The sequence below is a fragment of the Sporolactobacillus caesalpiniae genome (genome assembly GCF_040513385.1).
Taxonomy (GTDB): Bacteria; Bacillota; Bacilli; order Bacillales; family Sporolactobacillaceae; genus Sporolactobacillus.
In genome coordinates this window covers 35,293-58,430 of the sequence record NZ_JBEVCB010000005.1, presented here as the reverse complement: position 1 = coordinate 58,430, position 23,138 = coordinate 35,293, and the positions used below count along the sequence as shown (strand labels likewise).

General features: G+C 48.0%; 23 protein-coding genes. 19 read left to right on the top strand and 4 right to left on the bottom strand.

The features are described 5' to 3' along the window. The first annotated feature begins 117 nt into the window (after positions 1-117). From ABWW58_RS10680 to ABWW58_RS10620, 13 genes are all read left to right on the top strand, one after another. On the top strand, positions 118-1,119 hold the full coding sequence (locus ABWW58_RS10680) for a rod shape-determining protein (protein WP_353869137.1): 1,002 nt from the start codon (positions 118-120) through the stop codon (positions 1,117-1,119). A 146-nt stretch (positions 1,120-1,265) separates the two neighbouring features. Next, a complete protein-coding gene (locus ABWW58_RS10675; RefSeq protein ID WP_353869136.1) occupies positions 1,266-2,081 on the top strand; it encodes a flagellar hook-basal body protein in 816 nt (271 codons plus the stop codon). A 66-nt stretch (positions 2,082-2,147) separates the two neighbouring features. Continuing rightward, positions 2,148-2,990 carry a flagellar hook-basal body protein gene (locus tag ABWW58_RS10670; protein WP_353869135.1) on the top strand — a complete coding sequence of 281 codons (843 nt, stop codon included), beginning with the start codon at positions 2,148-2,150 and terminating at the stop codon, positions 2,988-2,990. Between the two features lie 14 nt (positions 2,991-3,004). Further along, on the top strand, positions 3,005-3,340 hold the full coding sequence (locus tag ABWW58_RS10665) for a DNA-directed RNA polymerase subunit beta (protein ID WP_353869134.1): 336 nt from the start codon (positions 3,005-3,007) through the stop codon (positions 3,338-3,340). A gap of 18 nt (positions 3,341-3,358) precedes the next feature. Further along, positions 3,359-3,790, top strand: a complete 432-nt coding sequence (fabZ, locus tag ABWW58_RS10660; RefSeq protein ID WP_353869133.1) for a 3-hydroxyacyl-ACP dehydratase FabZ — start codon at positions 3,359-3,361, stop codon at positions 3,788-3,790. A gap of 439 nt (positions 3,791-4,229) precedes the next feature. Then, positions 4,230-4,931, top strand: a complete 702-nt coding sequence (locus tag ABWW58_RS10655) for a hypothetical protein (RefSeq protein ID WP_353869132.1) — start codon at positions 4,230-4,232, stop codon at positions 4,929-4,931. A gap of 371 nt (positions 4,932-5,302) precedes the next feature. Beyond that, positions 5,303-6,220 (top strand): dihydroorotate dehydrogenase, encoded by a 918-nt coding sequence (locus ABWW58_RS10650; RefSeq protein ID WP_353869131.1) that lies wholly within the window; start codon positions 5,303-5,305, stop codon positions 6,218-6,220. A gap of 91 nt (positions 6,221-6,311) precedes the next feature. Then, a complete protein-coding gene (locus ABWW58_RS10645; RefSeq protein WP_353869130.1) occupies positions 6,312-6,824 on the top strand; it encodes a thioredoxin domain-containing protein in 513 nt (170 codons plus the stop codon). Positions 6,825-7,190: 366 nt separating this feature from the next. Then, the gene (locus ABWW58_RS10640) at positions 7,191-8,420 is read left to right on the top strand and encodes an MFS transporter (protein ID WP_353869129.1); all 1,230 of its coding nucleotides are present in this window, start codon (positions 7,191-7,193) and stop codon (positions 8,418-8,420) included. A gap of 38 nt (positions 8,421-8,458) precedes the next feature. After that, entirely contained in the window at positions 8,459-9,220 is a 762-nt protein-coding gene (locus ABWW58_RS10635; RefSeq protein ID WP_353869128.1) for an IclR family transcriptional regulator, read from the top strand. A 138-nt stretch (positions 9,221-9,358) separates the two neighbouring features. After that, a complete protein-coding gene (locus ABWW58_RS10630) occupies positions 9,359-10,627 on the top strand; it encodes a Zn-dependent hydrolase (protein WP_353869127.1) in 1,269 nt (422 codons plus the stop codon). After that, entirely contained in the window at positions 10,624-11,403 is a 780-nt protein-coding gene (locus tag ABWW58_RS10625; protein WP_353869126.1) for a dihydroorotate dehydrogenase electron transfer subunit, read from the top strand. Before ABWW58_RS10630 ends, ABWW58_RS10625 begins: the two co-directional genes overlap by 4 nt. Further along, positions 11,403-12,317 (top strand): dihydroorotate dehydrogenase, encoded by a 915-nt coding sequence (locus tag ABWW58_RS10620; protein WP_353869125.1) that lies wholly within the window; start codon positions 11,403-11,405, stop codon positions 12,315-12,317. Before ABWW58_RS10625 ends, ABWW58_RS10620 begins: the two co-directional genes overlap by 1 nt. Before the next feature lie 196 nt (positions 12,318-12,513). Here ABWW58_RS10620 and ABWW58_RS10615 read toward each other — a convergent pair whose 3' ends face one another. Next, positions 12,514-12,696 (bottom strand): hypothetical protein, encoded by a 183-nt coding sequence (locus tag ABWW58_RS10615; RefSeq protein ID WP_353869124.1) that lies wholly within the window; start codon positions 12,694-12,696, stop codon positions 12,514-12,516. A gap of 80 nt (positions 12,697-12,776) precedes the next feature. Here ABWW58_RS10615 and allB point away from each other — a divergent pair, with 80 nt between their 5' ends. Together allB and ABWW58_RS10605 are read left to right on the top strand one after the other, a co-directional pair. After that, positions 12,777-14,171 (top strand): allantoinase AllB, encoded by a 1,395-nt coding sequence (gene allB / locus ABWW58_RS10610; protein WP_353869123.1) that lies wholly within the window; start codon positions 12,777-12,779, stop codon positions 14,169-14,171. A gap of 498 nt (positions 14,172-14,669) precedes the next feature. Next, positions 14,670-15,098 (top strand): hypothetical protein, encoded by a 429-nt coding sequence (locus ABWW58_RS10605; RefSeq protein WP_353869122.1) that lies wholly within the window; start codon positions 14,670-14,672, stop codon positions 15,096-15,098. Positions 15,099-15,246: 148 nt separating this feature from the next. Here ABWW58_RS10605 and tnpB read toward each other — a convergent pair whose 3' ends face one another. Continuing rightward, complete coding sequence (gene tnpB, locus ABWW58_RS10600; RefSeq protein WP_353868932.1) at positions 15,247-16,398, bottom strand: IS200/IS605 family element RNA-guided endonuclease TnpB; 1,152 nt, start codon at positions 16,396-16,398, stop codon at positions 15,247-15,249. Positions 16,399-16,627: 229 nt separating this feature from the next. On the opposite strand from tnpB, the gene ABWW58_RS10595 reads away from it, so the two are divergent. The 4 genes from ABWW58_RS10595 to ABWW58_RS10580 all read left to right on the top strand — a co-directional run bounded on the left by ABWW58_RS10595 (position 16,628) and on the right by ABWW58_RS10580 (position 20,669). Continuing rightward, positions 16,628-17,101: a hypothetical protein gene (locus tag ABWW58_RS10595; RefSeq protein WP_353869121.1), complete on the top strand. Its 474-nt coding sequence runs from the start codon at positions 16,628-16,630 to the stop codon at positions 17,099-17,101. A 353-nt stretch (positions 17,102-17,454) separates the two neighbouring features. After that, a complete protein-coding gene (locus ABWW58_RS10590; protein WP_353869120.1) occupies positions 17,455-18,756 on the top strand; it encodes an AAA family ATPase in 1,302 nt (433 codons plus the stop codon). 174 nt (positions 18,757-18,930) lie between these two features. Next, the gene (locus ABWW58_RS10585) at positions 18,931-20,004 is read left to right on the top strand and encodes an AAA family ATPase (RefSeq protein WP_353869119.1); all 1,074 of its coding nucleotides are present in this window, start codon (positions 18,931-18,933) and stop codon (positions 20,002-20,004) included. A gap of 2 nt (positions 20,005-20,006) precedes the next feature. Next, complete coding sequence (locus tag ABWW58_RS10580) at positions 20,007-20,669, top strand: DUF3226 domain-containing protein (RefSeq protein WP_353869118.1); 663 nt, start codon at positions 20,007-20,009, stop codon at positions 20,667-20,669. Positions 20,670-20,933: 264 nt separating this feature from the next. On the opposite strand, the gene ABWW58_RS10575 is transcribed toward ABWW58_RS10580, so the two are convergent. Further along, positions 20,934-22,283, bottom strand: coding sequence for a TrkH family potassium uptake protein (locus tag ABWW58_RS10575; RefSeq protein WP_353869423.1), 1,350 nt, complete (start codon positions 22,281-22,283; stop codon positions 20,934-20,936). A gap of 48 nt (positions 22,284-22,331) precedes the next feature. Next, a complete protein-coding gene (locus ABWW58_RS10570) occupies positions 22,332-22,988 on the bottom strand; it encodes a potassium channel family protein (RefSeq protein ID WP_353869117.1) in 657 nt (218 codons plus the stop codon). Positions 22,989-23,138 lie beyond the last annotated feature (150 nt).

Below are 23,138 nucleotides of genomic sequence, written 5' to 3'. Positions count from 1 at the left end.
GACTAAATGCATTATTTTTCGACATACTCCCTGTTTGTATCAATTTATGCTAAAATGAAATAATGATTGGTAAAAATCCTGGATTCGGTCTAGGTGTTTTGACAGGGAGGATTTGACGTGTTTTCAAGAGATATCGGAATTGATCTCGGAACAGCGAATGTATTGATCTATGTAAAAGGACAGGGCGTTGTTCTGAATGAACCGTCAGTAATCGCAATTGATACGGATACAAAGCAAATGCTAGCAGTTGGTGAAGAAGCGAGACGGATGGTTGGACGTACTCCGGGAAACATTGTCGCAATCCGTCCGCTCCGTGATGGCGTCATCGCAGACTTTGAAATCACAGAACTCATGCTGTCGCATTTTATCGATAAAATAAATGTAAAAGGCTTCTTAAAAAAACCAAGAATTTTAATCTGCACACCGACACACATCACATCGGTTGAACAGAAAGCGATTCGCCAAGCAGCAGAACGCAGCGGCGGTAAACAAGTGTACCTTGAAGAAGAACCGAAAGTAGCCGCAGTCGGCGCAGGCATGGACATTTTCCAGCCAAGCGGCAACATGGTCATCGACATCGGCGGCGGAACAACCGACATCGCCGTCATCTCTATGGGCGATATTGTGACCTCCCAGTCCATTAAACTGGCGGGCGACAAGTTCGACCAAGAGATCCTGAACTACATTAAGAAGAAATATAAACTGCTCATCGGTGAACGCACCGCCGAACAAATCAAAATGACGGTCGGCACCGTATTCAAGAACGCGCGCGACGAAAGCATGGACATCCGCGGCCGAGACATGGTCACCGGACTGCCGAAAACGCTCACCGTTCATTCCAATGAAATCGAAGAAGCACTCGCCGATTCTGTGGGCACACTCGTCCGCGCAGCGAAGAACGTGCTCGAACAAACCCCACCGGAACTGTCCGCCGACATCATCGACCGCGGCGTCATCCTCACCGGCGGCGGCGCGCAGCTGCACGGCATCGACCAACTACTCGCAAGCGAACTAAAGGTGCCCGTAGTTGTAGCCGACAACCCGATGACCTGCGTCGTCGAAGGCGCCGGCAAAATGCTGGAACACCTAGACAAACTCCCAAAGCGCAAAGCAAACTAATTGCTCTGCGCTTTTCGCGCATAGAGAATAAGGACGACCTCCTATAGGGGAAAATGCGGCATCCGCCGCACCGAAGCCGATGTTTCGGCAAGCCGCGCGTCATGTTGGCGTGAGGCAAAGAAATCAAAACAGGCAGGTGAAAGACATTGATCAGAGGCTTATACACATCGGCGGCAGGCATGATTGCCCAACAAAGAAAGCAGGAAACGCTGTCAAACAACTTGAACAATATGGATACGCCGGGGTATAAGAGCGACCAAAGCAAGCTGCGTACGTTTCCCGAACAATTGATTAATCGGCTGGGCGGCGATGCGACAACATCACGAGAAGTCGGCAGAATTGCGACCGGTGTTTATATGGATGAGGCAATCCCTGACTTTTCGCAAGGAACCGTCACAGAGAGCGGCAAGGCAACCGATGTGGCACTGACCACCGCGCAGTTGCCGGTGAATCCGCAAACCGGCGCGCAGGAAGGTGCCTTGCTCTTCAATGTCCGGACACCCGCAGGCGACACGCGCTATACGCGCAATGGTCATTTCACGCTCAGCCCGACCGGTTATTTGACCGATGATATGGGCGACCAAGTACTCAGCACCGCGGGGCAGCCGATTCAGCTTCCGTCCGATCAATTTCAAGTTGCCGGAGACGGAACGATCTCAATAAATGGTGCTAACTACGGACAGATCGGCGTCAGCTATGCGGCAGATACGAACCAGCTCGTCAAAGAAGGAAGCGGCCTGTTCCGACTTGATGGCGGCGGCACGCTTCCGGCGGCCGGCGGCAACGCGGCAATCAGCTATAGCTTGAAACAAGGCTTTGTTGAGGGCTCCAACGTCCAGGCCGATCAGACGATCACCGACATGATGGAATCGTATCGATCCTTTGAAGCCAATCAAAAAGTACTGCAAATCATCGACGGATCGCTGGATAAAGCAGTCAATCAAGTGGGTCGCGTCAATTAAATGAGGCTTTTCTGATAAGCGACGTGCACAATGCAGTAGTAAAAATGAAAAGGGCAGGTGAGTGGAATGCAACGGCAAATGATGGCCACAGCAGTAACTTTAGGACAGATTCAGCAGCAATTGGCGACGGTCGCCGACAATATCGCGAACGTCGGTACAACCGGCTATAAGAGCCGCGATGCGAAATTTACCGATCTGCTCTTTCAGCAAATTGATAACATGCGCCCGGCAGATAGCGATCAAGCAGATCAAAAGAATCGACTGACTCCGTCCGGAATTCGTGACGGGTCCGGCGCGCGAATCGGAGACACAGCGGTGGATTTGTCCATGGGCGCGATCAAGCAAACCGACAATCCGCTCGACCTTGCCTTGACCAATGAACACCAATTTTTCACCGTGAGTCACGGTGGCGCGACCGCCTATACGCGGTCGGGCGCTTTTAACGCGCAGCCGGACGCCAATGATCCGAACACCCTGCGCCTGCTCACGAAAAGCGGCGACGCTGTGCTCGGCGCAAGCGGACAGCCGATTACTCTCCCGGCAAATTATCGAAATCTGCAAATCAGTAGCGCGGGCGTGATTACGGCTGAATTGCCAACCGGCGCGCGTGTCAACGCGGGGCAGCTTGGACTGGTCACAGTCAGCCGTCCTCAATTACTCGAAAACCAAGGCAACAGCCTCTACACATTGCCCAATCTCGCACAGCTCGGTGTCGGCATGAACGAAGTTGTTCAGCCGGTTGCCGCAGATGCGGGGAGCGTGGCTCAAGGCAAGTTGGAAAATTCAAATGTTGATCTGACCAAGGAAATGGCGGATCTGATTAATCTGCAGCACAACTATCAGCTGAACGCGCGATCCGTTACCATCGGCGATCAGATGGCCGGACTGGTGAACGGTCTGCTGCGCTAAGCGAGGAATTGATCATGGAATCTAACGAAAAGCTACATAATAAATCAGATAAGCCCAATACGAGGCAAGCGGCCCGCGCGGCGAGTGAAGAAGCGCAAAAGGCTGAACGAGCGGCTTCAAAAAGGCCCAAGGCAGAAGAGGAGAAAAAACCGCTTTTTAACCCATTTTTCGGCTATAAAAAGCGGCGCTTCCCCATCTGGCAGCGCCTGATCGCGCTAATCGCTCTGTGCGCGATCGCTCTGGTAGCCGGAATGATGGTCGGTTACGGCGCGCTTGGCCACCGCAGTCCCTGGGCCGTATTTGAGCCTGCCACTTGGCAGCATATTTTCGACTTTTTGAAAACGAAATGATGAAAAGGAGGCGGTCGTTTGTTAACGATCGACGAAATCAAAAAAATATTACCCCATCGTTATCCATTCTTGCTTGTCGATAAAGTACTCGAAGTTGAGGACGGCAAGAAAGCGGTCGGTATCAAAAATGTTACCGTGAACGAGCCTTTTTTCCAAGGTCATTTTCCTGATTATCCGGTAATGCCCGGTGTCCTGATTGTTGAGGCGCTGGCCCAGGTCAGCGGCATCGCCGTTCTCAGCAAAGGCAAACAGGAGAACATGCTGACACTTTATGCCGGCATTGACAAATGCCGTTTTAAACGCCAAGTACGCCCTGGCGATCAGCTGAAGTTGGAAGCAGAGATTCTCCGATTCCGCGCGGGCTTCGCTAAAGCAAAAGGCGTTGCAACCGTTGACGGAGAGGTCGCTTGTGAAGCGGAAATGATGTTCGCACTCAAGGCAGTAGAATAAGCAGTAGACCACAGACGCCAACAAGTCATTAGGCGTCTGTTTTCACACTGATAAGAAAATATATGATTGTACGTCAATAAGTGCCATAAAAATTCGGTTGGGCGATTAGACAAGTGCCCAATCGGATAAATAAGCGGAAAAATTCCGCTTATTTCCGGATTGAAGGAAAAAATAGCTTAAATAGACGGAGAAATTCCGCTTATCGAATTGAAAAACGTGAAAATGGAGGGCTTTTCTGTGAATAAGCGGAAAAATTACCCTTATTTACCCGTGAAACAGGCGCCTTGAGGGAAATAAGCGGAAAATCTCCGCTTATTTTACACGAGTTATGACCAATCGGTAACGAGCCAGAGCGCCAATCCAATCGGGGCCGAATGCTCAATTAATCAGTGAAAAATCCGGAACAATCAAGGAAAAAATCGGATCAATCGGGAAAAAAGTGCGGCTAATCGGTGAAACGAGCCAGAGCACCAATCCAATCGGGTCAAAGGTTCATTTAATCAAGGGAAAAAGCGATTTAATCGGAGAAAAATCTGGATCAATCAAAGGAAAAGTGCGGCTAATCGGTGAAACGAGCCAGAGCACCAATCCAATCGGTCCCAACGCTCAATTAATCAAGGGGAAAATTGATTTAATCGGAGAAACGAGCCAGAGCACCAATCTAATCGGGTCAAAGGTTCATTTAATCAGGGGAAAAAATGATTTAATCGGAGAAAAATCCGGATCAATCAAGGAAAAAGTGCGACTAATCGGTGAAACGAGCCAGAGCACCAATCCAATCGGTCCCAACGCTCAATTAATCAAGGAAAAAATTGATTTAATCGGGGAAAAAACCGGATCAATCAAGGAAAAAGTGCGGCTAATCGGTGAAACGAGCCAGAGCACCAATCCAATCGGGTCAAAGGTTCATTTAATCAAGGGAAAAAGCGATTTAATCGGAGAAAAATCTGGATCAATCAAAGGAAAAGTGCGGCTAATCGGTGAAATGAGCCAGAGCACCAATCTGATCGGGCCGAATGCTCAATTAATCAGTGAAAAATCTGGAACAATCAAGGAAAAAATCGGATCAATCAGGAAAAAAGTGCGACCAATCGGTAACGAGCCAGAGCGCCAATCCAATCGGGGCCGAATGCTCAATTAATCAGTGAAAAACTTGGATCAATCAGGAATGTCTGTTCAAGTACAAAGTTGATGATTCAAAACGACATTCGGAGCAAGGGTCTTTCCTATGTAAGGGACTTTCGTGTTGCATACAGGACGTATGCGTAATTAGCGAAAGTCCCTTACCTTAGCAGAAGCTCCTCATTGCTTTTTTCCCGGACTTTTTGAACACCCTCTAATAAGTCAAGCGAAAAAAGGTAAAACTAAGGAGAAATCATTCTATAATAACAGTGGATCGATTTAGAGACAAAGCACTGTTGACAACCGGATATTGGAATACGGAAACAAATAATTGGAGTGAATGGACACCATGAGAATTCAGCAACAGAAGGCTATTTTGGAGACCTTGCAATGAGACAGGAACCGGATCTATCTGTTAACATTGCTGATCTGTCTTTGCAAAGTCCGGTCATGCCCGCGTGCGGCACTTTTAATGTGAGTGAAGGCGCGCCGTTCGATCCGGGCCTGCTCGGCGCCTTTATTCCAACAAGTGTCTCAATGAATGCGCATAGCAAAGAACAAGCGTCAAGCATTTTCGAGGCGGGGGGCAGCATGCTAAACGCCGCTACCTTCCAAAGTGATGCAATTGACTTTTTTGAAATGAGCGTCTTACCTACATATAACGCATACAGGCAGCCGCTGATCGCCAATATTTCAGGTGAGTCTGTCGATGAATTTACTCGGACAGTGGATCGGCTGAGCAAACAGGACAAAGTCGCGGCCTTCGAAGTGAATCTTTCCTGTCCGGATCGGGACAACAATCGGCAAATTTTCGGCTTCCTCAGTGAGACAACCTATAGCCTCATTCGCAATATTCGTTCGGTTACCGACAAACCATTGATCGTCAAATTATCTCCGAATGTGTCACGCATTCAAGAAATCACACTCGCGGCGGAACAGGGCGGCGCCAATGCATTTACGGTGGCGAACGCCTATTCAGCGATGTCCATCGACATTGAAACACGAAAGCCGAAGCTCGGCAATGTCATCGGCAGCCTGTCCGGCGCGACGATCAAACCTTTGATCGTACGCCTTGTTTTTCAAACACACCAGGTCACGCATTTGCCAATTATCGGCAGTGGCGGCATCATGAGCGGCAGCGATGCAATCGAAATGATACTCGCCGGCGCCTCCGCAGTTCAAATCGGCACGGCGAATTTCCTGAATTCCAACGCGATGATCGAAATCACGAACGAAATCCGCGACTACATCGTCCAACATGAACTCAACTCGGCTGCTGAATTGGTCGGTCAAGTTGACTTTAGCTGAGCGCCGCAACATGATTCGTTGCTTATTTCTTGCAAGACGCATCTATTTAAGCTAGCGTAAACGTATCAATATCATTTATGGAGGGATTCACATGTCGACATTATCAGAAATCGGCTTTCATTTCGGCGCCAAAGAAGCACCAATAAAAGTGTTCGTGTTCACCAACCTCGCCTGCCCGCACTGCTCAATCTTTTTGCAAGACTATGATACCGAGCTAATGCCGGCAATCGAGAATAAACAGCTTGAGCTCATCCTGAAACCGTTCGACAAGCCAAAGGTCGGCCTGCTTAAGGGAAACCTCGTTCACCTGTTCCTCAATTATGAGGATCAGGCAACGACCAACCCAATCATTCTGCAGCTGTTCAAGGATCAAGCAGAATGGAAAGCTCTTTCCGACAACGAAATCAAAATCTACCTCACCGAAAACTACGGCCTGACCGCGCAGCCGGATAACACCGACAAAAGTCTCGTCATCACTCAAGAAGCAGTCACTTTCGACGCCACCTCCGTGCCAACCGCACTGATCAGCCGCAACGGCGCAGCGCCAACCAAAATAACGCAAGACGAGCTTAAAAAAGAGCTCAAAGCCGCAACGGCAAAATAATCGAAGTACAAAAGGACCGAGCGCCTCATGCGTCCGATCCTTTTTCACACCGTAACAACTCGCCCAGCGAGTTGTAACCAAATAGAGAAAAGTAGTAACCAATCGATCCGAAGTAGTAACGGAAATTTGAAGCCGTAACCAATCGCTAAATTCGAACACAGTTGGTCATTCTCAAAAAGAAGTGTGTCAGAAAATATGACAGACTTCTTTTCATTTTGACAAAAATACTCTAGAATTGGTTTTGCAATTAAATTTTAGTTTATTCTAAATCGAAACGGAGTTCCACTAAACGGAACAACAGCTACAACACCAGCAATTCTGGGCACTCATAACACATTTCAGAAAAAGAAGGGTTGAGAACAAAGAATGACAGAGTCAAGCAGCACTGTAGAATTGAACGGAAAAATCGGGCCTTATCAACATAAGACCCTGTGGGCATCTATTGTCGGGTATGCAATGGACGGGCTGGATATGATGATGCTCGCGTTCGTACTGCCATTAATTATTGCTTATTACAGCATCAATCCGGCACAAGCCGGAAGCATCTCGACCATTACCATGCTCGGCGTAGTGATCGGCGGTTATGCCTTTGGTATTCTTGCCGACAGCTATGGACGTGTTCGCGTGTTTACATGGACGATCCTCATATTCTCCGTATTTACAGGATTATGCGCGTTCGCTCCGAACTTTGAAACCTTTAATATTTTCCGCTTTCTCTCCGGACTGGGTCTTGGGGGCGAGTTCGGAATTGGTATGACGCTTGTTACCGAAACATGGCCGAAAAAATTGCGAACACGCGCTACTTCCTACGTCGCACTCGGCTATCAGGCCGGAACCATACTGGCGACACTGACCGCTGCGTTTATCGCGCCGCATTTTGGCTGGAAAGGCGTTTTCCTAGTTGGCGTTATCCCTGCGCTGCTTGCGTGGTGGTCGCGCCGCAGCTTGAAGGAACCGGATATTTGGCTGAAAACAAAGAACGAAAAGAAAACGTCAATTTCGATTGTTGAGCTGTTCAAAGGCTGGCGCGTTACCGGTACAACCATCGGATTGATCATCATTTGCAGCGTGCAGAACTTCGGTTACTTCGGCATCATGAACTGGATGCCGACGATGCTTGCGACGCAGCATCACTATACCATTAACGGCACTGTGGTTTGGACGATTTCCACTGTTATCGGAATGGTGCTTGGAATCATCACGTTTGCTTGGCTGGCGGACAAGTGGGGCCGCAAACCAGCGTACATCACGTTCCAGATTTGCGCGGCGATCATTGTATGGATCTATTTCCAGATCGACAGCCCGACACTGCTTGTTGCCCTTGGCTCTGTTCTCGGATTTTTCGTCAATGGAATGATGGGCGGTTACGGCGCGCTGCTGGCCGAGCATTATGCGACGCGGGCACGCTCCACAGCTGAAAATATTATTTTTAACACCGGACGATTCATCGGCAGCTTCGGCCCGCTGATCATCGGATTCATGGCACTCAATCATTCGCTCAGCGCGGCGCTTGGCACCATATCATGTGTCTATATCATTGCGGCGCTGTCCATGTTCTTCCTCGTTCCGGAGACCAAAGGCAAAGATCTCGCATAATCACAAAAAGGTGAAGGGATGCGATCACGATCGAATGGATGGACCGGTTTGTGAAGCTGATGGATCAAATCAGCGAATGCCCGGCTGCCGGCATTGGGATTGCAGATCTTTCTAGGCAGACCCTGCTCAGCAAAGGGACCCTGCATCGCATGCTCCAGAGCATGATCGGTTACCAATTAGTGGTGCAGGATCCGGAATCAAAAAAATATACACTTGGGCCCAAAGCGATGACCTGGGGAAGCAGCTTCCTCCATAATCGCGACCCGATCGGCCTGCTCGCTCAGTACTGTAAGCAGGTCGGCGATGAGACAGGCGTGTACGCATTCATCTGCCGCTACCAAGCCGATGAAATATTCTGCACACACACCTATCAGCCATCGAGCACCGGCAACAGCTTTTTCGTCCATGTCGGACAGCGCATGCCCATCCATGCCGCAGCCGCAGCACAGATCATCGCGGCCTTTCAATCGGACGAAACCATTAACCGGCTGCTCGAAAAAGAAGTCCCGGAGCCCTACACACCCTTTACATTGACGGACCCGGACCAACTGAGACAAAAGATCCATCAAGCACGAATCAACAAAACCGCCTACTGCGAGCAAGAGCTCGAACTCGGCACATCAGCACTGTCTGTCCCAATTTTTCACAACGAAACCCAGACAATGATCAGCCTGAGCCTAGTCGGCGAACATCACCACATCGAGACCAATAAAGAAGCATTAATCACAACATTGCAGCGAGTGGCAGAGCAAGCAAGCAGCCACCTCACCTCAATGCAGGCACTGAGTTCATTAGTTTAAAAAAAAGCCGGCTGACGAGAATCTTCTCAAGAGCCGGCTCTATTTTCTTCATTATAGAGAGAGCGTTGAGCTGGCCGCGCATAGATAAATATCAGCAACGTACTTATTTAGGAACTGCATGAAGGATGGCGATAAACAATGGTTGATGTACAGCGAGTCAAACAGACAATGGATGAAATTGGGAAAATCGGTTGCACAGATCGTGGAATGAAGCGGCTCGCCTATAGTAAAGAGGAGAAACAAGCGACGGACTACTTTCGTGCGCAATGCATTGCCGCCGGGCTGACCGTGCGCATCGATGCGGCAGGCAATGTGATCGCGCGCAGGCAAGGTACTTGCCCGGAGCTGCCGGCGATCGGGATCGGCTCCCATCTTGACACTGTCTATCAAGGCGGGAAATATGACGGGACGATCGGCGTGATTGCCGCATTGGAGATTGTGCGCGACTTGAATGATCGGCACGTGCAAACGAAGCATCCGATTGACATTTTTGCCTTTGCCTGCGAGGAATCGGCTCGATTTGGATTCTCACAGATCGGCAGCAAAGCGCTGGCAGGATTGATCGAGCAAAAGGATATCGCGGGATTGACCGATAAAGACGGCCGCCGCATCCAATCCGTCTTTGCCGAACGCGGGCTCGACTTCAGCCGTCTTGAAGACGCGCGGCTGCCGAAGCATGCGCTCGCAGCATTCATGGAGATGCACATTGAACAAGGACCTATTCTTGACGGGAAAAATCTGCCGATCGGCGTGGTCAACGGAATTGCCGCGCCGACACGGTTTAACATTTGCGTCAAAGGGCATGCGGCTCATTCCGGCTCGACGCCGATGAATCAGAGACAGGACGCGCTGATTGGTGCCGCCGAAATTACGATTGAGCTGGAAAAAGAAGCACGCCGCGAGATGGAGCACGGAACAGTGGCCACCGTCGGCGATATCGAAATCGCTCCGGGCGCCATGAATGTTGTCCCCGGCGAAACCCATCTCAAGGTTGACATCCGCAGCATTTCACGTGCGTCCAAAGACCGAGTTGTCCAATTTCTCGACACATTCCTTGACCATTTGCGCGCGGCACGCCACCTGCATATTGATTGCACCCTGCTCAGCGATGAAACACCGGTGCGCATGGATGCCGGTGTCATTGATACCTTTGAAACCGTCTGCCGCAAGCAAAACGTTGGCTTCATCCGTATGCCAAGCGGAGCGGGACACGACACCATGAACATGGCAGCCCTTTGCCCCGTCGGCATGATTTTCGTCCCATCCACCGGCGGCATCAGCCACCATCCCGACGAACACACCGACCTGCCGCAGATCATCAACGGAATCGAAGTTCTGGAAGCGGCGGTGCTCGATCGGGCGGTTATCGCTACAACCAAGAAAGAGGGGACAGGAAACGTACAATGAAAACATTCGATGCTCAAATTCTCGCAAATCATCCCGTAAGCGCGCGCTACTGGCAAATGACATTGGACGCGTCCGTACTTGACGGTCCTGTCCGCCCCGGTCAATTTTTTCATATTCAGTGCGGGGACCCGTGGAAAAATCCGCTCCGTCGCCCGCTCAGCGTTTATCACTACGAACAAACAGCGCGCACATTGAACTTTCTGTATCTCGTCAAAGGAATCGGTACGCGGCAGATGACCCGCATGAAAAAAGGCGACACCGTAAACCTTATTGGACCGCTTGGGCGCGGGTTTACGCTGCCGGGCCAAGGGGCGCTGCTTCTGATCGCGCGCGGTGTCGGTGTCGCCACACTGCATGCATTGGCCTGTCGGGCGCGCGAAGAGAATAAAAGCGTGCATGTCATTTTAAGCGCGCGCACGCCTGCAGATTTGCTGACCGTCGATGCATTGACGCAGATTGGCGCAGCAGTATACACGGTGACAGATTCAGAGAGAACCAGCTCAGTAAACTCAGTGCGCACCCTTTCCGAAAAAATAATTCGAGAAGAAGGAGTCAGCGCAATCTATACCTGTGGCTCCGGCCGGCTGAACACGCTCGTGCAAGAACTTGCAGAGACCTACCAGCTAAAAGGCGAGCTCGCCGCCGAAGCGCATATGGCCTGCGGCATCGGTGACTGCTACGCCTGCGCCTGCACCATTCGCAAAGACAACCAGTTGAAAACGGTCCGCGTCTGCACCGACGGACCGGTGTTCCCAATCAGTGAGGTGGTGCTCTAATGACTGATTTATCCGTGAAAATCGGCAGCCTGACCTTGAAAAACCCGATCATGCCGGCTTCCGGAACATTCGGACCTGAACTGGCGCCGCTGCTTGACATCAACCGTCTCGGCGCACTCGTGCCCAAGAGCATCACTGTGTCCGCACGCGACGGCAATCAAACGCCGCGCATTTGCGAAGCGGACGGCGGAATGATCAATTCAATTGGCATTCAAAGTAAAGGCATTGATCATTACATCGCGCATACACTGCCTGCTTATCAAGACTATGAACCGCCGCTGATCGCCAGCATTTCCGGTGAAACCATCGACGAATTTGAGCAGTTGGCCGCGCAGCTGGACAAGCAGCCGGATGTTGCGGCACTTGAACTCAATATATCCTGTCCGAATCTGCGCGACAATGGTCAGGCATTCGGTATGAGTGCAGACGCCACGAATCAACTGCTCAGCACCGTGCGCGAAGCAACCGACAAACCGCTGATCGCCAAACTGACTCCGAATGTCACACGTATCCAGGACATCGCCGAGGCTGCCGAACGCGGAGGTGCCGATGCGCTTACTGTCGCCAACACCTTTCTCGCAATGGCGATTGACATCGAATCACGCAAGCCGCGCATCGGCAACGTCATGGGCGGTTTATCCGGAGCAGCCGTCAAGCCACTCATCGTTCGGCTGATTTACCAAGCACACCAAGCAACCCATTTGCCGATCATCGGCAGCGGCGGCGTCATGAACGGGCAGGACGCCATCGAGATGATCCTCGCCGGCGCAACCGCCCTGCAAGTCGGCACGGCAACCTTTATCCAGCCGAATGCCATGAACACAATCACCAACGAGATCAGCGATTATCTCACGCGTCATCACATTAACGCAGTCACAGATCTCATCGGCCAAGTTGATATCGGCCAAAGCTAGCCCGAACGGATGAAAAGTTAGACCGAATGCCCAGAAAACTAGATCGAATCAACTAGAAGTTAGACCGAACTCATCCAAAGTTAGGCCGAAAATAGTAGGTTAGACCGAACGCCGGAGTTGAACCGAACAGCTGAAAAGCAGAACCGAACCAGGGAAAAGTCGAACCGAACACTCAGAAACCTAGACCGAACTTTCTCTAAACTCCACCGAACCGGAGTTTAGATCCGATCCATTTTTCAAATGCGTAACCGATCGCCCAGCAACAGAAACCAATAATTTCCAAATCGCAACCGATAATCAACGCACTTCTTAATTCCCATGCTGACAGATCCGCATCCGGCGGATCTTCCGAATGACCATCAAGATCAACCTTTGGCATCCGGACATAAATCCCGTATAATCGAATCAGACAGAGGAGACCGCGCGCGGTCTCACTGAACGGATGGAGGCTCAATACAGATGAACTGGGATTACGTCATCAAGAACGGAACCATTGTCACACCAACCGAAACGTACCAAGCCCATATTTATATCAATGATGGAAAAATCGCCGCGATCTCAAAACAGCCGCTCGAAGGCAAAGCGACAAAAGAGACCGACGCCACCGGCCAATACATACTGCCCGGCCTGATCGACGTCCACGTCCATTCGCGCGACCCAGGCCCGACTTACAAAGAAGACTTCTTCACCTCAACCCAAGCCGCGGCCGCCGGCGGAATCACGACCATTTTCGATATGCCCAACACCACACCGCCGACACGCGACGCAGCCAGCTTTAACGCGCAGGTCGCCAACCTGACGCCCAAGGCACACATCGATTTCGGCATCTGGGGCATCGCCCTCGGCCCGATGAACAACGCGCAGCTGCCCGAGCTCCATGTGTCAGGCGTCATCGGCTTCAAGTACTTCTGGGGCTACGCCGTCAACAAGAACACCTTCCAGCTCACCTACAACTATGAGCCCGGAATGACCGACGTCCTGCCGCCACTGTCCGACGGCGAAGTTTATGAGATCTTCCAAAACGTCGCCAAAACCGGCCAAGTGCTCGCCATCCATGGCGAAGACAGCAGCCTGATTCAAGTACTCACTGCCCAGGTGAAAAAATCGAGCCGCACCGATTACGACGCGCTGCTCGACGGACGGCCGAATTTAGCTGAAGAAGTCACGGTTCAGATGGGGACCTCTTTTTCACGAGCATCCGGTGCCAAGCTGCATGTGCTTCATGTGACAACGGCGGAAGCCGCCGATGCCATCCGACGCGCGCAGGCACAAGGCGCGCCGGTCAGTGCAGAGACTTGCCCGCACTACCTGTTCCTCAGCAACGAGGACTATCCGAAGGTCGGTCCGGTCATGAAAATCTATCCGCCGGTCAAATATGAAAGAGACAAGGAAGCACTTTGGCAGGCGATCAGCGACGGCACGATCACCATCGTCTCATCCGATCACGCGCCGCACACCCCCGAAGAAAAAGCGGGCAGCCTGTGGGAAATCCCTGCCGGCATGCCCGGCACCGAAACGATGGCGCCGCTCATGCTCAACGCCGTGAGCGAAGGCAAGCTCACGTTGCAAAAGCTGACCGCGCTGATGGCCGAGAATCCGGCCAAGCGCTTCGGCATCTACCCGCAGAAAGGTTCGCTCGAAGTCGGCACCGACGCCGATATCACGATCGTCGACATGAACAAAGAAACGACGATCAAAGCGGCCGACCTGCACAGCAAAAGCAAAGTCACCGCCTACGACGGCTGGCACGTTAAAGGCCTCCCCGTCGAAACCATCGTCCGCGGCGAAACGATCATGAAGAACGGCGAAATCGTCCACAAGCCGATTGGGCACGTGGTCAAACCAGGAAAATAAAGAAACGAAAAGGCAAACGTCCACACCTGGATGTTTGCCTTTTTTACAAGAAAGGAAAAATAGGTTGTGCCTTGCTGGTACGATGATCAGTCATAGGGTGATGATTCCCAATTCGTACGGATCAGTTGGACGATCAGGAGAGCGTCCAATCTGAGAAATAGACGGATAAATTCCGCTTATTTAGAAAATAAACGAAAAAATAGCTTAAATAGGCGGAAAAATTCCGCTTATCGAATCGAAAAACGTGAAAATAGAGGTTTTTTCTGTGCATAAGCGGAAAAATTACCCTTATTTACCTGTGAAACAAGCACCATGAGGTAAATAACCGGAAAATCTCCGCTTATTTACTCTCGCCAGATTAATTCACATCTCAGCCTTTTCACTATATAAAATGTCTGCGCGCCACATCCGAATTTTTTTGCGCATCTTCAGAGTATACGAACATGTATGATGCAGTTTATAATGCTCGTAAACAATAAAAATCGAGGGGGAGACGCAATGAAAAAAATAGCGAGCGCGCTCGTATCCCTATCTCTGGCATTGTCACTGGCTGCCTGCGGCGGAGCGGACTCAGAACAAAGCAATCAGAAATCCGAGACTGCGCATGCGAAGAAGGAAGCACCATCCGCCCCCTCCGCAAATAGAGGAACCGCTGCGGATTCTCCCGGTCAAACGGTAAAAAGTGATCCGACTGCTGCTAAGAAGCAGCCCTATAGCGGTTATTGGACATCCACAGGCGATCCGTCTCATTCCATAACGATCCGACCTGACCGCATTTTGTACAATGAAGGCATGGACAGTTACGGACAGGTCGCTTGGAGCAATAGGCTGACGACCAAAGGAAACCAAATCATCGTGCAAAAAGCGCCGCTGATTGGAGACGGTGGCCAAGCAGCCGGCTTCGTGACACAGACCATGACCTTATGAACCTCCCACGACTAAAGTCGCGGGCTTCTGATCTCTCAATCAAAAGTTCCTGCGAACAATAAGCTTGCCCAACACGACTTATCATTGGGTAGCGGCTCATTTCTTTGAGCAGGCGAACCCCGTCGTTCCGACGGTTCTTAGCTTTTATTCAGCCCCCAATTGAGGGCTTTTTTAGCCCTTCATGCAAGATGTTGAGAGCTGCATTGACATCTCGATCGTGGTGAGCCCCGCATTGCGGGCAGTCCCATTTCCGGATGTGAAGCGCTTTCTTTCCATCCTGGTGCCCGCAAGTGGCACACCTCTGGCTAGAGGGAAAGAAGCGATCTATTTTTATCAGTGTTTTGCCATACCATTGAGCTTTGTACGTGAGTTGACGCACAAATTCTGCCCAACTGACCTCACTAATGGTTTTGGCTAAATGATGGTTTTTTAGTAACCCTTTGACGTTGAGGTCTTCGACCACTAACTGGTCGTGATTTTTGACCAGTTTCGTGGACCATTGATGTAAAAAATCTGTCTTACGGTTACTGATTTTTTCTTTAAGACGAGCAACCTTAATCTTTTGTTTCTGATAGTTGCGCGCATCCATTAAGGTTAGATTCTTTTGTTTTAGGATTCGCTTTTTCGCTCCCTCGTAGCGATGGGCCAGCTTTCGCTGCTCACGGCGAAGCTTTTGTTCCACGGAACGCCCAAACTTGGGATTGGTGATTTTTTCTCCGGTAGACAAAGTCATGAAGTCCAGCAACCCTAAGTCAATGCCGACTGCTTTGCCGGTTTTCGGATGTTCTTTTACTTCCGTTTCCGCAACGAGCGAAATAAAATACTTGCCGCTTGGCACATGCCTGATAAAGGCAGATAAAAGGCGTCCTTTCACCTGACGAGAGCGGGCGTAACGCACCCAGCCCAGTTTAGGAAGTTTGATTGTTTGATCCGTCACCTCAATATTGTGATTGGTGAAGCAGGTCTTATACGCCTGATTCGGATTCTTTTTACTCTTAAAGCGAGGATGCTTGGCTTGTTTTTTAAAGAACCGGTCATAAGCCTTGGAAAGGTTCTTTAAGCTATTCTGTAAGGCAAACTTATCCGGCTCTTTGAGCCAAGGCAGCTCGGCTTTGAGCTGCGTCAGGGCTTTACTGCAGGTGTTATAGGTTAAGCCCTTCCCGGTTTGTTTATAGGTCTTTTCCCAACAGTCTAAAAAATGATTGTAGACAAACCGGCTGCATCCAATGGACTTATTGATTTGAACGGCTTGTTCTTCCGTAGGGAAAAGCCGAAACTTAAACGCCTTTTGGATGAGCACAGCCGTTCCTCCTCGTCTGCAAAAATAGTATCTTTATTATAGCGTGTATGTTCGCTTTTTGTAAAAAAAGAGCGTCCTTACTCATGACTGAAGTCACGAGTAAGGACGCAGGAAATCAAAAGACAAAAAGACGTTAAACGTATCAGAAAATACAGCTTTCGGCAGTTCGAACGAGAAGGATCCTGCGTGGGCTCAGTACTATGCGCGTTTTAACAAGAATTATTCCGGCGTGTTCAAAAAAGTGGAGACCCAAAACAGCAAGACAGCATCTGCCGACACGCAGCAGCGAAGCGATAACCGTACAAAGTCCGCCACCAATTCCGGCTCCGGATATAGCGGAATCTGGTCCAATACAAAGAAGAGCTTTAACGAATACTATAAAGATCAATTTACCGATCATGGTCCCACCGAACCCATACAAAATGTGACGATTGAGATGCCGGTCTATAATGTCGTGAGAATTTCAATAGAAAACATCCTCGGCAATAGGCAGGCGCCGGCGACAATGAATCATACCGTTGCAATTGATCTCAAGGGCAGAGGCCAGTTTCGCTTCGTCGACAGCTTTCATAACAAGGGCGGAATCGCTAAATTCCAATTAAAAGACAACAAGCTCTATTATGAGATAGACTACTCAATCAAGCCGAAAAATCCATCCATTCCTGAAGGCGCGCATGTGCTCAGTCTGATGAGAGGCGGGTAAATCACTACACAGACAGAACAGCATTAAAATGAAAAAATTTATTCAGAGGTACCTATGAAAGTGCCCTGTAATCCAAGCAGGTGCCCGATTAATTAGGCATAAAACTCAATCTAATCCGGAAAAAAACTGAACAATGCCGTGCAATAGGTCCTCGATCCGGGAACAGACACCTTGTGCACCCAGTTCTTAAAGCAGCCACGAAACCGTACTTTGGTCTCGTGGCTTATCCTTTGGCACTTTATTAAGATACTCACGAAAAGTGAGAAAATATCTCAATATTAGTGTTAAAAATTGATATAATGTATATAATAGTGGTATCAATTGAGAATAATTCGAATGTTGAGGTGCGTTGTATGATCCTGCAATTCAGTGTGGGTAATTTTCTATCCTTTAGGGACGAAGTGACATTGAGTATGGTCGCCTCCAGAATAACGGAACATAAAGACACCCATTTAATAAAGTTACCGCACATAAACCTGCTCAAAACCGCCGTTGTTTACGGAGCCAACTCAAGTGGTAAAAGCAATCTAATTAAAGCAATCAATTTTATGAAGAATTTTGTCCGGTTATCTTCAAAAGAGGGACAAATCGGAGAAGAAATTGGCGGAATCGACAGTTTTAAGCTAAATACGGTAAATGCTGATAAACCAAGTTTATTTGAAATTGTATTTGTTCATCAGGAAAAACAATACCGTTATGGTTTCCAGGCAGACCGCAAAGAAGTAAAAAACGAATGGTTATACGTTGCCCATTTAGGTGGAAAAGAGAAAGAACTTTTTTATCGCGAGAATGGAGAAATCAGTGTTACTAAAGATTTTCCAGAAGGTGAAGGATTAGAAAAAAGAACGAGAATTAATGCGCTATTCTTATCAGTAGTCGCTAATTTAAATGGTGAGATAGCGACAAGTATTCTTTATTGGTTTAAAAGTCTACGCGTACTCGATGGATTAACTGACTTTACAGTTGGATACACGATGAAAAAAATACAGGACGCATCTTCTAAAAAAGAACTAATGATCCTTATAAATAAGTTAGATTTAGGCATTGAGGATCTCATTGTTGAGGACGAAACGCTCCCTAAAGGAATGTATGAATTCATCAAAAAGTTTTCCGCACCTGTCAACACTGATCAATTACCTGCACAACATCATAGCATAAGTACCTTGCATAAAAAATATGACGGAAATAATCAGTTCGTAGGTCTCGAAAAATTTCGGATGGCAGCCAATGAATCGGAAGGAACAAAAAAAATCATTTCTCTATTGGGACCAATTATTGACACGTTAAACAATGGCAGAATTCTCGTTGTTGATGAACTTGATGCCAAACTGCATCCACTTCTGACACGATTTATTATTCGTTTATTTCATTCAAATGAGTTCAATAAAAAAAGTGCGCAGCTGATTTTTAACTCCCATGATACAAATTTATTAAGTAAGGAATTTTTCAGAAGAGATCAGCTTTGGTTTACCGAAAAGGACGAATATGGAGCGACTGACTTATATGCCTTATCTGACTATAAGGTTAGAAAAGACGCAAGCTATGAAAAAGATTATTTACACGGTAAGTATGGTTCCATACCTTATATAGGTTCATTTGATTTCTCCGATAAGGAAGGGAGGACTAAAATCCTTTCACAATTTAAAAACAAGTAAAGTAAGAGGAGCGCTTGTGTGGACTGTCCAGAAGCTTGGTCTGAATGAAGCAGATTAATCCTTATAACCAAAGTGCTATCTGGGAAAACTGTTTCTACTTATGAATCAATGATTTGATTTCGAAAGTGTTATAATATTTGGAGAACGAATTAATAGTATACGGAGGAAAGCCGAATGATAAGATCGGTGAGCGTAAAAAATTTTAAAGGATTAAAAAGTGTTTCATTAAAAAATGCCTCGCGAATTAATTTACTTGGTGGTAAGAATAATGCGGGGAAGACTTCAATTTTAGAAGCACTTTTTTTATATCACGACCGTTTAAACCCTAACATGTTATTAAGACAATACAATTGGAGGGGAATCGATAATATTGACTTTTCTCCAGGATCGATTTTCGGACCGATATTCTTCGATTATAATCTTAATAATAGAATTGAAATTCAAGTAACCGATCATAAAGAGTTTCAGCATAAGATGCTTATAAAGCATGAAGATAATGTGGGCAATATTATCAATAGCAATATTAAAGATGGTCAGATCAATACAGCGGATGAACGTGTTGCTCCTAATGAAGCTTTGGATATTAGGTATTCAGGCGGTAATGAAAGAGAGCAGCATGTGAGGCTGGTTCTTAATAATAATGGAATTACGCTCAACGTAATTACGGCCAAAAACTTTGGCATTACATGCTCGTTTTTAGCTGCCAAAGCGCATTCCAATACAAATGAAACGGCAATTAAGTTTGGCAAAATGGATCGAGAAGGTAAATCGGAAGAATTGATTGATTATTTAAAGATCATTGAACCGAGATTAAAATCATTGAGCACCATAACACTAAATCCGAATAATTCAATGGTATTTGGTGATATAGGATTTGGGAAAAAGGTCCCCATTTCTTATATGGGCGACGGAACGTCACGACTGTTAAATATTTTATTATCAATAGCAACGAATCGAAACGGAATTGTATTTATTGATGAAATAGAAAATGGAATTCATTATTCAGTAATGAGTACTATTTGGAAAGCGATTAGTAAGGCATCTTTGGACTATAATTGTCAAATTTTCGCTACCACGCACAGTTATGAATGTCTATCTGCCGCAATAAATGGGCTGGATGTAGATGTACAATCTCATTTTAAATACTTTAGAATTGAACATTCACCAAAGAATGATGAGATCACTCAAAAGACATTTGACTTTGAAACATTAAGAGCAGCAATTGTTAATGGTTGGGAAGTGCGATAAAGATGCCTACAATGCCTATGAGCACACAACGCGCGAATCTGGAAATATCCAAACGTCGATTGTTATTGGTTGAAGGAAAAGATGAGGAAATTTTTTTCGATGCTTTATATCGGGAAAATAACCAATTAACGGATAACCTTTCCGACATTCAAATAATCCCAGTTAATGGGAAAGATAACTTCAAGTTCAAGTTACTTGCCTTAACGAATACTTCAGGTTTTGATATCGTTACTTCCCTTGCGATTATTAGGGATGCTGACAGTAGTGCTGATGATGCGTTCAAAAGCATAAAAAATACGTTAATAGATTGTGGACTTCCTTTTCCTTCTGATCATGGAAAGTTCTCTGAAACTGCCGATTTTGATGATTTGCGCATAGGAATTTTTATTATGCCGGGGGACAATAACGAAGGCACCATGCTAGAAGACCTTTGTCTTAACACTAAAAGTGATCATCCGGCAATGCCTTATATTGACTCCTTTTTTCAAAATATAGCTGAACTAGATATTCCTTACCCATCAAATAAGGCTAAAGCTAAGTGTCAGGTCTATTTAGCCTGTATGCATAAAATAGTGAATAATCTTGGATTAGGGGCTCAAAAAGGGTATTGGGATTTAAATAATGATTGTCTTAAAACGCTTATAGATTTTCTAAAAGAACTCTAATGCCTTGTTAAGCTTGCACTTAAAATTTCTCCGTAACCCTGTTTTTCTACATTTATCAACAAAAAACACGTCCGAATTCGGAACCGAATAAATAATAAATGACGATTAAAGCAGACAAATCTGCACCGCAAAAGTAAAGGTACCCTACACCGACCTGTGCGTCAAAGGGGTGCCAGTCGAAAGTTAAAGAGGCTACTCACGGTAGCCTCCTTAACTGCACTTAATAAAAGCCGCAAACCCACCTTTGGGTTTCGCGGCTTTCCATCACCCCGTATAAATCTCCCCGTCCGGATAGCGGATGTCCACATGGGAGCGCTTGGTCACGGAGAAGGCCAACGTCAGCGGGCCGACCTTGCCGAAGAACATAACGCACATGATCACAATCTTGCCAAAGGCGGAGAGGTGGGCGGTCGCGCCGATCGACTCGCCCGCCGTACCGAACGCCGAGATCACTTCAAATAGAATCGCAACAAACGGCTGATTCTCAGACAGACAGAGCAGGAACACAGCAAGCAGGACGACAATCACTGAAATTGAGATGATCGACACCGCCCGCACAATAACCTGATGGTTGACCGTGCGCTTGTTGATCACAACCTCGCGCCGTCCCTTCAAAAAGGTGAACACCTGAGCAATAATGATCATAAACGTCGTCAGCTTGATACCGCCGCTTGTCGATGTACTGCCCGCGCCAATGAACATCATCAGCATGGTGAGCAGCAATGAAGCTTGGCTCAGTCCGGCCGGATCAATCGTCGTCAGACCGGCAGTTCGCGGCGAGATGCCTTGAAAAAACGCTGCCCAGAATTTGTCGCCAATGCTGAGTGGTCCCAAACTATTCGGATTCGCATACTCAATAATGAAAATAGCGAGCACAGCGAGCGCATTAATAATCAACGTCCCGGTGATCATCACCTGAGCGTGAAGCGAGAGCTTGTGATAGCGATGCGTGGACAGCAGCTCGGCAAGTACCGTGAAGCCGATACCGCCGAGCGTAATCATCACGATCATCGTCAGATTCACAATCGGATCACCAAGATATTGGCTCATGCTGCCGGGAAAAAGCGAAAAACCGGCCTGATTGAATCCGCTGATCGAATGAAAGAGCCCATAATAAAGCCCCTTGCCCCAGCCAAAATCAGGCACAAACCGGAACGCGAGGAAGAAGGTACCGATCAGCTCAATCACAAAGGAGAAGACTAAGATCCAACTGACCAGCCGGATCACGCCGCCAATCGACGGAACATTCAGTGCTTCCTGCATTAACTGTCTCTGCCGAATCGACACCTTTTTGCCCAGTAAGATAACGAAAAATACGGCAAACGCCATAACGCCGATACCACCGACCTGAATCAGCAGCATCAGAACGATCTGCCCGAAAAAGGTAAACGTCTGCCCGGTTTCAAAGGGAGACAAGCCTGTAACCGTCGACGCCGAGGTTGATAGAAATAAAGCATCCAACCACGAAATCGGATGCACGGTGGAAATCGGCAGCTTCAGCAGCAAGGTACCGATCACAATAATGACAAACAGCAAAATGGACAGAAAGAGCGGGGGGCTGAATCGGAACGGCTTGAGGTCAAGCGCGGAAAGTATTTTCTTTGTTGATTGCATCATATCAAACTCCCTACCTTAAATAGGAGGAATGCCCGAAAAAATTAATCAGACGCCCTCTTTTTCAAACCGTTCCAGATCCTCGCTCTTTCCGATAATCAGTAGCACATCATCGCGCTCAAGCTTCAATTCACCAATGTTGCGGACAATGACCGTACGGTTACGGCGGATCGCGATCACGTTGCATCCGTAATTCGCGCGCACATCGATTTCCATGATCGACTTCCCAATCAGTCGATCTGTCACTTCAATTTCAATAATACTGTAATCCTTCGACAGCTCGATGTAATCAAGAATCTTATTCGCCGTCGCCAGGTGCGCGATCCGGTAGCCGATTTCAACCTCCGGACGAATGATCTTGTCCGCGCCGAGCTTTCTCAGAATCTTCTCATGATAGTCATTCTGAGCCTTCGCCCAAATCTCCTTCACGCCCGACTCCTTCAGCAGCAGCGTCGTCAGGATGCTCGCCTGAATGTTGCGCCCGATCGCGACAATTACATGATCGAAATTGCGGATCCCGAGCGCTTGCAACACCTTCTCATCCGTCGAATCCGCCTGCACCGCCTGCGTCACCACGTCTGAGTAATCATTCACTTTATCTAAATCAATATCGATCGCCAGAACCTCACAGCCCATATTGCTCAGCTCAATGCTGACACTTGAGCCCAGCTGACCGAGACCGATGACAGCAAATTGTTTGTTCATTAGAATCTTCCTTTATGTAGGATGCACCAACAGAGGGGAAATACCCCGGAAATAGTCCAAAAAAACCATGAAAGTCACATTTACTTTATTTGAAAGAACGGTCAATGTCAAATGCCTCCGGGACGCCAAAACTTCGTTACACATACCGTT